Here is a 14,600-nt window from a genome sequence, read left to right as displayed (position 1 = left end):
GAACATGGAGACAATTATGGTGTATCTGGAGAACATGTTTGTTGGTCTGCCGAAGACATCCGAGGTGGAACATCTGAAGCAGGAGCTCCTTTCGGGGATGGAAGATAAGTACTTGGAATTGAAGGGAGAAGGCAAGTCGGAGAATGAAGCCATCGGCATTGTGATCTCGGAATTTGGTAACATCGAGGAGTTAACAGCCGAACTCGGTATTCAGCCAGTGAGCCCGGAAGAGACAGTACCTGTGTTAACGGAAGAAGAGATTTACGCATATACCACTGCGAAGAGAAATGCTGGATTTTGGATTGGCCTGGGTGTTTTATTGTGCGCGTCAGGTGTGGCATTTCTGATTTTCATGGATGCCTTATTTGAGAACTATGCCATTTCAGCTGCAAACCGTTCGGTGGAAACGGGCGCTGTACTAGGCCTGATCGGCATGTTCGTATTGATTGCCATTGCGGTAAGCATGTTCATATACAGCGGTATGAAGCTGGAACGCTTCAATTATATGGAGAAGGGCTTCCAGCTTCCTTATACACTCAAAATGAGTATTCAGCATAGTCGGGAAAGCTTCGCTCTGACTTATCGTATAGCCATCATTACGGGTGTCTGCCTGTGCATTCTGTCTCCTGTGTTTATTTTCGGAGCCTCTTCTATCAATGATAACTACGCCTCTTATGGTGTATCTGCCTTTATGGTCATGGCTGGGGTAGGAGTATTCCTGTTTGTATATTACGGTAATATTCAGGGGGCTTACACAAACTTGCTGGAGAAGCACCAGTTGACGGTAGAGAAGAAGCAGGAAGTCAAGGTTGTGAGAGCCGTGGAAGCGATTGTATGGCCGCTGGCGACAGCCATCTTCTTGTTCACAGGTTTTGTATATCAACGGTGGGATATCAATTGGGCCATATTTCCGATTACCGGTATTCTCTCCGGCAGCTTTAGCAATGTGTACCATATTATGAAAAGCAAAAATCCGTCCTGAGCATGTTGCTTTGGATAGTAAAGCCCACCTGATCTACTATATAGATCAGGTGGGCTTTTTACACGTTTAATCTACCCTTGCTGCAACAAAAACGAGCGAATTCCTGTCGTGACCAGATCATGGTCTTCCTCATCAGGCAGACCCGATACTGTAATGGTGCCGACCTGTCCCTCATTTTCCAGAATCAGCGGGAAAGCGCCACCAGCCAGTACATAGTCCGATGAAGGCAGATTGAAGTTGTGCTCAAGGGTCTGGTTCTCGTTTCTCAAACGCAGGGCGGTATGCCAAGAACTGGATGAAAAATGATTCACCACGTTGTTTTTACGTCGAATCCAGTCCTCGTTGTCGGGATGAGTACCTTCCATCGCATGCAAAAAGAGACGATGTCCCTTCAGGGTAATGTCGATGGTCACGGCCTGGGAACGACGCTTCGCTTCTTCAACCAGATGCAGGCCAAGGTTAAGCGCCGTTTCAGAACCAAATGTGCCGAATACCAATTCTATTTCTTCCTGTGCCATTTCCTTTAATTTTTCGATCATGGTGAGGTTCAAATTACAGGCATCCCCTTTACATATATGGTTGATGTCTACATTCGACATGAATGGGGACAGTACCTTCCAAGTGCGACTGGACCATGTTACTGGACGCTATATGTGTGGCTGGAGCTGGCTCATTTGGAGACCGTACATCAGCTGTGTTAAAGTGAAGGTAACCTAATATACAAAACTCTTAAAGTTAAAATAAGTTAGCGCTCAGTAGGCAGGAGGAGAAGCACGATGCTGTTTTATTTGGTAGCACTGCTGGTGACTTTGGTGGATCAGGGAACCAAGATTGCAGTGAGGATGTATATGGAAGTTGGCGATGTCATGAGACTGGGTGACTCGGGCATGCAGTTACAGCATTATGAGAACAGTGGAATGGCAGGCAGCATGTTTCAGGGAAATGCACGTCTGTTTGGTGTGATTGCTGTTCTGTTCATAGCGGGCATGCTGTATTACCGGAGTAAAGGTGAGATTCGTGGTTTCTGGATGCAAGCTGGCGCGGGTTTTATGGTTGGCGGGGCTTTAGGAAATGCAATCGATCGATTTATCTATGCGCGGGTAACGGATTTCCTCGTGTTTCCGTCAGGACGCGGCATTTTAAATCTGGCTGATGTCGCAATTAACATCGGTGTGGTCATGATCATCATAGGCATGTTGATTCGTGCATATCAGAGTTATCGAGCCAAGCGTTTACGCAATGCTTTGCCAAAAGCTGAGCGTTCGTGACACACGGATAAAAGCTTTATAGTGGGTGAATATAGCTTAATAAATAAGGGACATTGGATATCATCCAGTGTCCCTTTTCTTATGCCCAATTCGGGTCGTGGGAAGAAATGCCTTGATTCATTTTTATCGAAACCGTTTTAGGAATAATAAAGACTTGTATAGCCAACGCTCATAGTATGAGTGGGTGGAAGGATTAACCAATTGGTTATTTCACCACCTGAATGGGTAAATCTTTACGTATATAAAGCTGAGGGAGGTACAACATGAGAACAACGCTTACCAAGGCTCTCGGGACAATGTTGCTATGCGGAATGATGGCTGTACTTCTATCTTCCTGTACCAGTGGGGATAGTGCGAATGGCAAAGTGCAGATTGAATTTTTCCAGAACAAGCCTGAAGCCAAAACAACCTTTGACGAATTGATTAAAACGTTTAATGCCGAGCATGACGATATTCAGGTGACACAGGTGAATCCGCCAGATGCGGAGACCGTATTGAAGACACGTGTTGTCAAAAATGATATCCCGGACATTATGGCCATGGGGGCAACCGACACCTATTCCATTCTGGCACAGAGTGATATTTTCACCGATCTGACGGACAGCTCATTACTCCAGACGATTGATCCAAACTACATACAAATGCTGAAGGATCTCACAGGTATGGACGAAGTGACGGGTATTCCTTACGCGACGAATGCAAACGGCATCATGTACAACAAGACGCTTTTTAAGGAAATGGGATTGGACGTACCCAAAACGTGGGATGAACTTATCGCGACTGCCCAAAAGATTAAGGATGCGGGCAAAATTCCATTTTACTTCACATATAAGGATGACTGGCAGACAAGCTTGCCGTTCAATGCACTTGCCTCCAACCTGGTCGGCATTGATTTCTATCAGGAGCGTCGGGATAACAAGGTAACGTTCAAAGAGAAATACCGAGAGGTTGCTGAGAAACAGCTGGAGCTTATGAAGTACGGTCACGGCGATAACTTTGGTAAGGCCTATTCAGATGGTAACCGTGCCTTCGCAAATGGTGAAGCCTTCATGTACATCCAGGGAACCTGGGCCATCTCGGAGATTCGCAAAGCGAACCCGAATGTAGACATCGGTTTCTTCCCATTCCCAACAGGCAACGATGCAAGCAAGATTAAGTTGGTGAACGGGATCGACTCCCTATTTACCATTGCGGCGGATACGCCTAATCGGGAGCAGGCAGAGAGGTTTATTGCGTTTCTGTTAAAGCCTGAAAATATCGGAAGATACATTGACGAACAGACGTTGTTCTCTGCGGTCGAAGATGTGAAGCAGGATGATCCTGCCGTGCAGGAACTGATGCCTTATATCGAGCAGGGCAAGGTTATTGACTTCCCCGATCACTATATTCCGGCTGCGGTGCAGCTGAATTCCATCGTACAGTCCTTTTTGCAGAACCAAAACATCGATAACTATCTAGATACACTCGACAAAGAATGGGACAAGGTTGCCAATCGGCGCTAAGCCTTGTCTGAAGGAGGATGGAGTATGAACAAGCGTATCGCACCTTATTACTGGATGACGGTTCCGGCGGTAGTATTGTTCTTTGTATTTATGACACTGCCGGCCCTCCAGGGTATCTATTATTCATTTACGAATTATAACGGATTCGGGAAAGAGTATGATTTTGTTGGCTTCAAAAACTATTTCAACCTGTTCCAGGACGACAATGTAGGTAACGCCTACTGGTTTACGTTCAAATTCGCGATCGTGGTGACGATCCTGACCAATATCCTGAGCCTGCTCATTGCACTCGGGCTGAATGCCAAGATCAAGTTCCGTAACTTTTTCCGCGGCATCTACTTCCTGCCCAATATTCTGAGTGTACTGATCGTAGGTTACATATTTAACTACCTGTTCTCCAACGTATTCCCGATTTGGGGACAAAATCTGGGCATCAACGCGCTCTCCACGAACATACTCGGTAGCGAGAGTCTGGCTTGGATCGGTATCGTTATTGTTGCCGTATGGCAATCCGTGGCTCTGAATACGATCCTGTATTTGGCTGGTCTGCAAACAATACCAACAACACTATACGAGGCATCCAACCTCGACGGTGCAGGCAAATGGCGTGAATTCTGGAGCATTACCTTCCCGCTCATTGCCCCATTCTTCACCATTAATATGGTGCTGGCGATGAAAAACTCGCTGATGGTCTTCGACCAAATCGTAGCCTTGACCAACGGTGGTCCCGGACGGGCGACGCAGTCCATCTCCCATCTCATCTACACCGGAGGATTTGAAGGCGGCGAATATGCATATCAATCTGCGAACTCGGTTATTTACTTCATCGTTATTGCGGTGATTTCAATTCTGCAAATCCGGTTCCTGCAAAGAAGGGAGATGGATCTGTGATGAGAAGCCGTACAAGAATCAATTGGCCCGTTATGCTGCTCGTGGTGCTGGGTACCCTGTTTATCCTGTTCCCCTTGTATATGACCGTTACGATTGCTTTGAAAAATCCGGAGCAGATGGCCCAATCGGTCTTTGCCATTCCGACAACACTTCACTGGGAGAATTTCGCAAGAGCTATCGACATGACGAACTTCTTCCAATCGTTCCGTAACAGTGCGATCGTTACCGCCTCAACCGTGCTTTTGACATTGCTCAGTAACTCCATGGTGGCCTATGCCATTGCACGGAATATGGAGAAACGCAAGTTTTTCAAAGGACTCTATTATTACTTTGTCAGTGCGATGTTCATTCCGTTCCCGATCATCATGCTGCCGATTGTGAAGCTGACCGCATCGCTGGAGATGACGAATCTGGTAGGTCTGATCCTGCTGCACACGGTCTATGGTCTGGCATTCAACGTATTTGTGTACGTTGGATATATCCGGTCCATTCCGGTGGCATTGGAGGAAGCAGCTTTTGTGGATGGGGCGACAACCTGGGGCACGTTCTGGAAAATTATTTTCCCGCTCATGGCACCGATCAGTGCCACGGTTGGTATTCTGACCTGCCTGTCAACGTACAACGACTTCCTGCTGCCACTCATTATTATCAGTGATCCGGGACAGTACACGTTGCCGCTTGTACAGTATGTATTCCAAGGACAGTTTAATACCGAGTTTAACCTTGCGTTTGCATCCTACCTGCTCGCGTTGCTGCCAATGATTATCATCTATCTGTTTGCACAGAAGTGGATCATCAACGGGGTTACACAGGGGTCTGTGAAATAACCGAAGATGTGTTAAAGAAAAGAATAGGTGTGAATGGGATATGAACCAAGAGAGGTGGACTGTAAGAGTCCCCTCTCTTTTTTTGATCTTTGTCATTTGACGTTTGGGAACGCTCGGGAGGATTGATTAACCTGTAAATCTATGCTATTTTTTAGTCGTTAGTTTAATCGATAAACAAAGACGGAGAGAAGAGGGAATTCAGGTTTATTTTTTTTGCAAGCGCTTTAACTATATAAATTGAACTAAACATTTGCACGAGAACGGAGAGGGCAGAAATAACCTGAAAAAGCGGAGCGTTCGCCTTTATCACCGGATTTTCCCCTTTAAAAAGGGAATCAAAAAATCTGGGGATAACAGCGATTGGAAGGTTATTCTGTCATCGTAGTGGCTAGTGTAAATATTCTTTCGTTCATTTTATATAGAAGAACTGAATACGTAGATAAATCCGGCATCGTTAGTACCCAGTCTTCAGGAGCACGGGCGTAAAGTGGTGGGTTCTTTTACATGCAGAAAAGAGAGGAGAATGGGGAAGTTGCATAGGAAAAAAGGACATTTTAACTCCCTCCGCAATCAGATCTTCATCGGTTTCGTTCTGGTGATGCTTGTTGTTCTGCTACTCGCAGGCATATCGGCTTATGATCGGGTAGCTGCTCTGCTGACAAGCAATGCGGAGAAACATATTCATCAAACTGCCGTCCAAGCCAGTGGCAGATTGGATGCACTCATTGCACAAGTGAACTCGCTGACCGCCCAGGTGGCGGATGATTCTTATGTGCAGCGTCTGCTCAGCGATGAGAAGCAAGGCAACCCGGCCACCTTCAATCAGCGTCAAGCTCTCTTGCAGATTGCAGGCAGTTATCAGTCTTTCATCAATGGTGCGCAAAGTATGGAGATATACACAACCGGTTACCATCGCATCTTCCCTATGGATGACCGATCCCTCGATCTTAGAGTAGAACGCAGCTGGATAACCAAGGCGGATGAAGGAAAAGGCAGACTGGTATGGGCAGGTGATGATCCTGAAGACCCGGGAGTGCTGCTGGCTATTCGACGCATTAATCTGCTGGATCATTCTTTCGAACATGGAGGCTATATTGTGGTGCGGATGCAACGCAGTTTTTTTCAACTCAATGATTCCAATGGGGCAGATGGTTCGCAGGACTCGATCATGCTCTTGGATGGGGCAGGCGAAGTGGTGACTTCGGATCTGGAGATTAATCTCGATCCAAAAGCCATATTGGACAGCGAATCCGTCGTGCAGAACGGGGAGGAATCCTATATCGTCGTCCGGCAAAAGTCTGAATTAACGGGATGGACACTTGCTGTGCTAACTCCGCTGCGGGAGACAACGGAAGGGGTATCTATCCTGAGGACGGCGCTTCTTGTTTCGGGAATCATTGGTGTTGTTCTGTTCCTGATCATGTCCTTCTTTCTGTCCACGATGATTACACGTCCGCTCATACGCCTGATGCGGGCCATGCGCAGTGCACAACCGGGAGCCATGAGGCCTAATCTAATGGTCAGCGCTACGATGGAGATCAACGAACTCAACAACGTATATAACCAGATGGTTTACAGGCAGAACGAATTGACCCGTGTGGTTCATGAGAAGGAAGTCATGCAGTCCCGGGCTGAGCTGAAGGCGTTGCAGTCTCAGATTAATCCCCATTTTCTATTCAACACACTGGAGGCGTTCTATTGGTCTCTTGAGGAAAAGGGAGATGAGGAGATGGCACGTATGGTTGTGGCGATGTCCCGATTATTCCGCTACACGATCTCCAGTTCGCAGCAGGATGAATGGGTTACGATTGCCGACGAGCTGGAACACGCAGAGCGGTATCTTCGAATTATGCAGATGCGGTTGGGAGATCGAATGCAATGGGAGATTGAGCTGAGCGATGCGGTGCGTAAGGTCCCCATTCCCAAACTGCTTATACAGCCCTTGGTGGAAAATGCGATTCTCCATGGCATTGAAAGTAAACTGGGACCGGGAAAGATAAGCATCCATGTGGATGCTTCGACCGAGAGAGACCTGGTTCGTATTGAGGTTAGGGATGATGGCCCGGGAATGGATGAATCACGTCTTCAATCTGTCATTCATGCTTTAGATGGTGGCCCCGCTGTATCCAAGAAAGGGACAGGTGTAGGGCTAATCAACGTACATCAACGACTGAAGCTTTACTTTGGCGGCCAACTTGGTGAACGTTGCAAGCTCTCCATAACTAGTCAGGTTGGGGAAGGGACTGTCATTTGCTTTGAGATTCCCAAGGGGACGGAGGGTGAATATGATTCATGACAAAACGATTCTTATCGTCGATGATGAACCGCGTACAAGAGAGGGTATTCGCAAGACACTGGAAGGATGGTCGGCAGGACGAAATCACATCCTGACCGCGGAGAGTGGCACCCAGGCCGTGGAGTGTCTCAGGAAACAGCCAGCAGATCTATTAATCACGGACATTCGCATGCCAGAATTCTCCGGCTTGTCCCTCATTGAAGCCATTCAGCATTTTGCAAACAAACCTGTCGTCCTGATTATGTCGGGACATGCCGATTTTCAATACGCTCAGCAGGCCATTAAGCTGGGTGTCGTGGAGTACATGTTAAAACCGATTGATAAGGAACAGCTGCTGAAGACCGTCGAAAAGGCCTTGAAGTTTAGCGAACAACAGCGACGTATTCAAACGATGCAGGAACTGGTGGACCCCAAGCTGCTGGATGTTAAGGAGCGTGGGGAACAGAGACTCAATAGCCAGATCAGTGAAGCGTTGGCCTATGTGGATACGCATCTGGGGGAACATGTGACCATGCGTGAAATTGCTGATTTACTCCATCTCAACTCCAGTTACTTCAGCGTATTGTTTAAGGAACAGATCGGCATCAATTTTAGTGAATACCTCACCCGGAAACGCATTCAGCGGGCAAAGGAGCTACTTGTGCAGACGACCCTGCCGATCTCGGAAATTGCCGAACAGGTGGGGTATCAGACGGATAAGTATTTTATCACGGTATTTAAAAGTCTGGAGGGGCTTAGTCCAAGCAAATATCGGCATTCCCTATCTGAATAAAATAACAAATAACCTCAAAAAAGTGGAGTTTTTCCAAATTACTCTGGTCTTATGGGGGCGATAGACCCATGCTACAATTTGGTTAAAGCGGTTACATTAACCGAAAAAACCAAGGGGGTTGGGATAATGAGCAAAAAGACGATGGCCATACTTCTGTCATGGACGCTGGTTCTCGCCGTAATTTTATCCGGATGTAACAGTTCAAGTTCGGATCAAGAGGGTGAAACGGGCAGCAGCGGCACAGATGGGAAAGTAACCCTCAAATTCATGCACCTCTGGCCGGCAGGCAGTTCTGCACAGCAAAATAAATTGGTCAACGATATCATCAAGCAGTATCAGACGGATCATCCGAATGTGACCATCAAGCAGGAAGTGCTGGAGAATGAACAATACAAGAATAAATTAAAAATTCTGTCTGCATCCAATGAACTTCCCGATGTGGGTGTAACTTGGGCTGCCGGATTTCTGGAGCCTTATGTAAAGGGCAATCTGTTTGCGCCGTTGGATGATGTGCTTAGCGGCTCACTTAGCGACAAGTTCATAGCCGGAACAACAGAAGCCTATGCGATTGACGGCAAAACATATGCCCTGCCTATCGAGTTAAATATCTCCCCCATTTATTATAACAAAGCCATTTTTGCGAAATATAACTTGCAGCCGCCAGCAACGTACGATGAATTCCTGAGTGTGCTGAAGACACTGACCGAGAACGGTGAGGTTCCGATCGCACTAGGCAATAAGGACCGCTGGACCGGATCACTCTGGTATATGTATCTGGCGAATCGGTTAGGTGGAGATGCACTGGAAAAGGCGATCAATGGCTCCGGCAAGTTTGACGATCCTGCTCTCACTCAAGCTGCTGCCGAGGTACAAAAGCTGGTGGATATGAATGCCTTCAACAAAGGCTTCAACGGGTTGTCCAACGATGAGGGCAAATCCGAATTCATGAACGAAAAGGCTGCCATGTATCTGATGGGCACCTGGGAGCTTCCGAACTTCACGACCAACCCGGATATTCCACAGGAGTTCAAGGACAAGATCGGATTTTTCAAATTCCCAACGATGGAAGATGGCAAGAGCGATATTAACAGCTGGGTAGGTGGCCCAGGCGTAGGATTGTTCGTGGCCCAGAACTCCAAAGTGAAGGAAGAAGCACAGAAGTTCGTGCAATACTTTGTGGAAAAATGGGGTGAGAGTTCGGTGACTGAAGCAGGTGTTATCCCGGCAACCAAAGTGGATACGGCGACAGTACAGCTGCCACAGCTCTACATCGACCTGCTGAACGAATTGAATCAGGCCAGCAGTCTCACACTCTTTGCAGACGTGCAGATGAAACCGGCAGCCGCTCAGGCACATCTGGACATGATTCAGGCGTTGTTTGGCAAAGCGGTGACACCGGAGGACTTTGTGAAGAATCATCAGGCTGCGATTGATAAAGGCAATTGACGTACACATGCTTGAACGCTTGAAGGGAGGATAATGTGATGGACAAAGTCATGTCCAACCGTCTCGTTGCTGCGTTGTACGTGCTTCCTGCACTGCTTCTGCTGCTGATCTTGGTTTATATTCCGATTGTGCTCACCGGGTATTATGGGTTGATGCAATGGGACGGGATCGGTGCAATGACCTTTATCGGATTGGATAATTACGCCAGACTGCTTCAGGACGGAACATTCTGGCAGAGTGCGAATCATACTTTTTTGCTTGCTTTGTTCTCCGCGCTGAGTCTGATCGGTTATCTGATGATTGCTTTGGTGCTGTCAGGCAAGATTAAGGGTGCCAACCTGTTCCGCAAAATATATTTGATCCCGATGCTGCTGTCTTCGGTCGCGATCGCCCAGTTATGGCTGAAGATCTATCATCCCAGCAACGGTGTGCTTAACACCTTTCTGGAAGCGATCGGCTTCAGCAATCCGCCAGCCTGGCTGGCGGAGCCATCCCTGGTGCTGTATGCACTGTTCGTACCGATTCTGTGGCAGTATGCAGGCTTCTATATTTTGATCTATTATGCGGCCCTCAAAAACATTCCGGAATCTCTGGTGGAAGCAGCCCGGATTGATGGGGCAAGTCCTTGGCAGATCGCTTTTCGAATCAAGCTGCCGCTTATTACTGAAGTCATCAAGGTGACCGTAGTACTGGCTGTGGTAGGCTCACTCAAGTATTTCGATCTTATCTACGTGATGACTGATGGCGGACCGAATGGCTCCAGCGAAGTGATGGCCTCCTATATGTATCGTCAGGCGTTCCGTAGCTTCGACTTTGGTTACGGCAGTGCTGTAGGTTTCTTCCTGCTCTTGATCTGTCTGCTCGTTACCTGGCTGCTTCGCAAAGCGACGGCATCCAAAGATACGATCCAGTATTCCTGACGCATGTCAAATGAAAGGAGGTCCATCCCGGTGAAGACGGAAACGGCCGTTAGATTGCCAACTTACCCGGGGACAGACCGAGGTTCGGCATGGTTGAGAAGATTCGGCTATGTTCTACTATATTTCCTCTTGTCCCTGGTCGCTTTGCTGCAAATTTTGCCCTTGGTCTGGCTAATGTTATTCTCGCTTAAAAATAATCAGGAAGTTTTCGACATGGCGCCTTTTTCTCTTCCTGCTACCCCACGTTGGGAAAACTATGTCAAGGTATGGACAGAGGGAAATATCAGCTTATACTTCTTCAACAGTGTATGGATTACGGTAGTCTCAGTGGTGTTCACCGTGCTGTTTGCCAGTCTGGTTACCTTTGCCATTACACGTATGCGCTGGAAGGGTCGTTCGCTGGTATTGGGGTTATTCATGGTGGGTCTCATGATCCCTGTGCACTCCACGTTGATTCCGCTGTTTAGCTTGTTCCTGAAGCTGCATCTCACAGATCATCCAATGTCAGTTATCTTGTCTTACATTGCCTTTAATATGCCAATCACCATTATGATTCTGCTCGGATTCTACTACGCACTTCCTCGGGAAGTGGAAGAGGCCGCAGTGATGGATGGTTGCTCCGTGCATCGGATTTTCTTTCGGATTATCTTGCCGATGACAGCTTCGGTTATCTCCACAACGGCAATCATCAACATGATCTATAACTGGAATGAGTTCATCTTTGTTAATACGTTCATCAGTACGGATTCATACAAGACCTTGACCGTGGGGGTACAGAACTTTATCGGTCAATATACAACGGATTGGGGAGCCATTGGTGCCACGCTGATGATTAGCATTATGCCGATCCTGATTGCTTTTCTCATCCTGAGTAATCGAATTGTAGAGGGAATTGCTGCGGGTTCAGTTAAAGGTTAAAAGGCTGAACGTCGAAGGTCCTTTCATCACTTGCTTAAAAGCGAGTGGGGAGGGGCCTTTTTTGTCTTCTAAAACCATGGATAATCGTACGGAAAAAGGACTAGATGAAAACGCTGAAAATACCTATTTATGGAATTACAAAAAAATTTCAACTATTTTCGCAAAACTACTGCATTTTCAAACTACCTGTGCTAACATACCCTAAGAATTAAAGCCCACATGGGAAAGGTGAGAAAATGACAGCAATATCCTCAACCAAAGAGTCCCTTCGTTCTGATGCCAAGGATCTGAATCTGATTCGACTAACATGGCCTATTTTCCTGGAACTCTTCTTATTTATGTTGATGGGGAGCGTGGATACGCTCATGCTCAGCTCGGTATCCGATAACGCGGTCTCCGGCGTTGGAGCAGCCAATCAGATTATCTCTATCGCTATCCTTGTACTGGAAGTCATTGGACATGGTGCTGCCATTGTAGTGGCACAATATATTGGATCGAAAAAGCTAAGTGAAGCAGCACAGGTTACAGGTAATGCCATTACACTGAACCTTATTGTGGGGCTGGTCCTCAGCGGAATTTTCCTTCTGTTCGGCGGACAATTGCTAACCCTTCTGAATATTCAAGGCGAAATTTATGATTTTGCCCGTTCGTATATAAATATCGTCGGTGGCGGAATCTTCCTCCAGGCACTCATTAATGCGCTGGCTGCGACGATTCGTACACATGGTTATACCAAAGAAACGATGTATGTTGCTGTATTCATGAATGTCATTCACGTGGTTGGTAACTATGCATTGATCTTCGGTCACTTCGGCCTGCCGAAGCTAGGGGTAGAAGGTGCAGCCATCTCCACGGTAGGAAGTCGGTTTATCTGCCTGCTGATCTTCTTCTGGTTGTTGTATCGTGTGAGCGAGGTACGGGTGGATTTCGAATACTACATTAAATTGTCCAAACATTTTATTGGCAAAATTCTGCGGATTGGCATTCCGTCTGCGATGGAATCGATGGTATATCACTCCTGCCAGCTCGTGTTCACGCTGTATGTGACCTATCTGGGCGCAGAAGCCATGGCAACCAAGCAGTATGCGGGCAATATCTCCAGCTATATCTACTTGTTCAGCATGGCGATTGGTATGGGGACATCAATCATTGTAGGCCGGCTTGTGGGTGCGAGGCGCAAAGACGATGCGTACAAACGTGTTTTTGACAGTGTAAAATGGGCCCTCCTGGCCACGGTTATCATTGATGTCATCATCATTTTTTTCCGTGTACCGCTGATGAGCATCTTTACGGATAATCCGGAAATTATTAAGCTGGGGGCTCAGGTGATTTTGCTCAGTCTTTTGCTCGAAACCGGGCGTACCTGCAATATTGTGATCATAGGTTCCCTGCGTGCGGCAGGGGATGCAAAATTCCCGGTATACATGGGGCTGATCTCCATGGTCTGCATGAGTCTGCCACTGGGGTATCTGCTTATATTCCAGCTTCATCTGGGGCTTGCGGGCGTGTGGCTTGCGATTGCGGCGGATGAGTGGACCCGGGCAGTTATTATGTACTTCCGCTGGAAGAGCAGAGCCTGGGAGAAACATGAACTGGTGGAGCATGATGACGAAGAGGTTGGTGCACAGCCAGTACCGGCTGTCTGACAACGAATATGATATGTGGATAAATAAAAGGAGAGTCAATGACGGAAAAGATCCAATCCGTGATTGGCTCTTTTTTGCATTTTCGGCAGAGGGCAACCGAAGTGAAGTTAGCAAAAATGGTCAAAACGATACATACATCATTCACGTATAGTAAGGATATGGAAGGGGGATTTACCACAGTTGAGCCGTTACCGTGCAATGATTCAGCAAAGTTTGTTCTATATTGAAACCCATCTGCATGAAGAGATCGGGCTGGAAGAAGTGGCATCCGAGGCGTTGTTGTCGCCGTATCACTACCACCGGATTTTCCGTAATGAGGTGAGTATGACTGTGGTGGACTATATTCGTAATCGCCGGATGAGTCTGGCGTCCACAGCCCTGCGATCCACGGATGCAGGCATTCTGGATATTTCCCTGGCATGTGGATTTGAAAGTCAGGAAGCCTTCACTCGCGCATTTCGCAAATGTTATGGCATGCCACCAGGACGTTTCCGCAAATTGTTCGATCTGAAATTATTCGAAGGAAGAACCAGAGGAGGAGAAGTACAGATGAGTCAGACGTCAACGATTACAGGCTGGATGTTAACCGGAAGTCATCCGCAAAATTATGAAATGGGCATTGATCCTGCCGAAGTGCATCAGGGGAAAGCTTCAGGTTATTTGAAGGCAGTTACACCGATGGAGCCTAATGAATTCGCAACGATGATGCAGCAGTTCAGAGCGGACAAGTATGTAGGCAAGCGGATGAAATTATCGGGATTCGTGAGGACCGAGCGTGTGGAGGCGTTCTGCGGATTATGGATGCGTGTGGATAATAACGTTCATGATGTGCTCCAATTTGATAACATGCATGATCGGCCAATTACGGGTACGCAGCCATGGAACCAGTACAGTATTGTGCTTGATGTGCCGGAGGGCAGCGCGGTCATTTCGTTCGGGGTGATTTTGAACGGTAAAGGAAAAGTGTGGGTCGACAGTTTCCGCTTCGAAGAGGTTGATCTGAACACGCCGCTGACACATATGGAGACAGAGTATGAGATGTCGGACGAGCCGCTCAATCTGTCATTTGAGGAGTAAATGCAATATATGTGTAGATCCATTATCAAGCTGAGGTTATATGGGAATTATGATA

13 protein-coding genes are annotated in these 14,600 nt (G+C 47.3%); 12 read left to right on the top strand and 1 reads right to left on the bottom strand.

All coding sequences use genetic code 11. The features are described 5' to 3' along the window. The first annotated feature begins 4 nt into the window (after window positions 1-4). Complete coding sequence (locus MKY85_RS28450; RefSeq protein WP_342571347.1) at window positions 5-982, top strand: permease prefix domain 1-containing protein; 978 nt, start codon at window positions 5-7, stop codon at window positions 980-982. 71 nt (window positions 983-1,053) lie between these two features. Here the strand turns inward: MKY85_RS28450 and MKY85_RS28445 are convergent, their stop codons facing one another. Then, window positions 1,054-1,533: a heme-degrading domain-containing protein gene (locus MKY85_RS28445; protein WP_339257852.1), complete on the bottom strand. Its 480-nt coding sequence runs from the start codon at window positions 1,531-1,533 to the stop codon at window positions 1,054-1,056. A 225-nt stretch (window positions 1,534-1,758) separates the two neighbouring features. Here MKY85_RS28445 and lspA point away from each other — a divergent pair, with 225 nt between their 5' ends. The 11 genes from lspA to MKY85_RS28390 all read left to right on the top strand — a co-directional run bounded on the left by lspA (window position 1,759) and on the right by MKY85_RS28390 (window position 14,545). Continuing rightward, window positions 1,759-2,250 (top strand): signal peptidase II, encoded by a 492-nt coding sequence (lspA, locus tag MKY85_RS28440; protein WP_339238599.1) that lies wholly within the window; start codon window positions 1,759-1,761, stop codon window positions 2,248-2,250. A gap of 263 nt (window positions 2,251-2,513) precedes the next feature. After that, complete coding sequence (locus MKY85_RS28435) at window positions 2,514-3,752, top strand: extracellular solute-binding protein (protein WP_342571346.1); 1,239 nt, start codon at window positions 2,514-2,516, stop codon at window positions 3,750-3,752. Between the two features lie 24 nt (window positions 3,753-3,776). Continuing rightward, window positions 3,777-4,643: a sugar ABC transporter permease gene (locus MKY85_RS28430; protein WP_036606633.1), complete on the top strand. Its 867-nt coding sequence runs from the start codon at window positions 3,777-3,779 to the stop codon at window positions 4,641-4,643. Then, window positions 4,643-5,470, top strand: coding sequence for a carbohydrate ABC transporter permease (locus MKY85_RS28425; RefSeq protein ID WP_076251848.1), 828 nt, complete (start codon window positions 4,643-4,645; stop codon window positions 5,468-5,470). Before MKY85_RS28430 ends, MKY85_RS28425 begins: the two co-directional genes overlap by 1 nt. A gap of 523 nt (window positions 5,471-5,993) precedes the next feature. Beyond that, window positions 5,994-7,766 (top strand): sensor histidine kinase, encoded by a 1,773-nt coding sequence (locus MKY85_RS28420; protein WP_342571345.1) that lies wholly within the window; start codon window positions 5,994-5,996, stop codon window positions 7,764-7,766. Then, on the top strand, window positions 7,756-8,538 hold the full coding sequence (locus MKY85_RS28415) for a response regulator (protein WP_342571344.1): 783 nt from the start codon (window positions 7,756-7,758) through the stop codon (window positions 8,536-8,538). Before MKY85_RS28420 ends, MKY85_RS28415 begins: the two co-directional genes overlap by 11 nt. A gap of 126 nt (window positions 8,539-8,664) precedes the next feature. Further along, window positions 8,665-9,984, top strand: a complete 1,320-nt coding sequence (locus MKY85_RS28410) for an extracellular solute-binding protein (protein ID WP_339238589.1) — start codon at window positions 8,665-8,667, stop codon at window positions 9,982-9,984. 38 nt (window positions 9,985-10,022) lie between these two features. Further along, on the top strand, window positions 10,023-10,904 hold the full coding sequence (locus MKY85_RS28405; protein WP_124116702.1) for a sugar ABC transporter permease: 882 nt from the start codon (window positions 10,023-10,025) through the stop codon (window positions 10,902-10,904). Window positions 10,905-10,958: 54 nt separating this feature from the next. Continuing rightward, complete coding sequence (locus MKY85_RS28400) at window positions 10,959-11,822, top strand: carbohydrate ABC transporter permease (RefSeq protein WP_342573498.1); 864 nt, start codon at window positions 10,959-10,961, stop codon at window positions 11,820-11,822. Between the two features lie 236 nt (window positions 11,823-12,058). Next, window positions 12,059-13,468, top strand: coding sequence for an MATE family efflux transporter (locus MKY85_RS28395; RefSeq protein ID WP_249913758.1), 1,410 nt, complete (start codon window positions 12,059-12,061; stop codon window positions 13,466-13,468). 180 nt (window positions 13,469-13,648) lie between these two features. Continuing rightward, the gene (locus MKY85_RS28390) at window positions 13,649-14,545 is read left to right on the top strand and encodes an AraC family transcriptional regulator (protein WP_342571343.1); all 897 of its coding nucleotides are present in this window, start codon (window positions 13,649-13,651) and stop codon (window positions 14,543-14,545) included. The last annotated feature ends 55 nt before the right edge of the window (window positions 14,546-14,600 follow it).

Origin of the sequence: Paenibacillus sp. FSL R5-0749 (assembly GCF_038595085.1) — a bacterium.
Lineage (GTDB): Bacteria > Bacillota > Bacilli > Paenibacillales > Paenibacillaceae > Paenibacillus.
This window is presented reverse-complemented; position numbering and strand designations above follow the sequence as displayed.

Excerpts from the sequence above, each read along its gene's own strand:
- MKY85_RS28395 (WP_249913758.1), top strand. The coding sequence starts at position 12,059 with ATGACAGCAATATCCTCAACCAAAGAGTCCCTTCGTTCTGATGCCAAG.
- MKY85_RS28415 (WP_342571344.1), top strand. The coding sequence starts at position 7,756 with ATGATTCATGACAAAACGATTCTTATCGTCGATGATGAACCGCGTACA.
- MKY85_RS28435 (WP_342571346.1), top strand. The coding sequence starts at position 2,514 with ATGAGAACAACGCTTACCAAGGCTCTCGGGACAATGTTGCTATGCGGA.
- MKY85_RS28420 (WP_342571345.1), top strand. The coding sequence starts at position 5,994 with ATGGGGAAGTTGCATAGGAAAAAAGGACATTTTAACTCCCTCCGCAAT.
- MKY85_RS28450 (WP_342571347.1), top strand. The coding sequence starts at position 5 with ATGGAGACAATTATGGTGTATCTGGAGAACATGTTTGTTGGTCTGCCG.
- MKY85_RS28410 (WP_339238589.1), top strand. The coding sequence starts at position 8,665 with ATGAGCAAAAAGACGATGGCCATACTTCTGTCATGGACGCTGGTTCTC.
- MKY85_RS28430 (WP_036606633.1), top strand. The coding sequence starts at position 3,777 with ATGAACAAGCGTATCGCACCTTATTACTGGATGACGGTTCCGGCGGTA.
- MKY85_RS28425 (WP_076251848.1), top strand. The coding sequence starts at position 4,643 with ATGAGAAGCCGTACAAGAATCAATTGGCCCGTTATGCTGCTCGTGGTG.
- MKY85_RS28405 (WP_124116702.1), top strand. The coding sequence starts at position 10,023 with ATGGACAAAGTCATGTCCAACCGTCTCGTTGCTGCGTTGTACGTGCTT.
- lspA (WP_339238599.1), top strand. The coding sequence starts at position 1,759 with ATGCTGTTTTATTTGGTAGCACTGCTGGTGACTTTGGTGGATCAGGGA.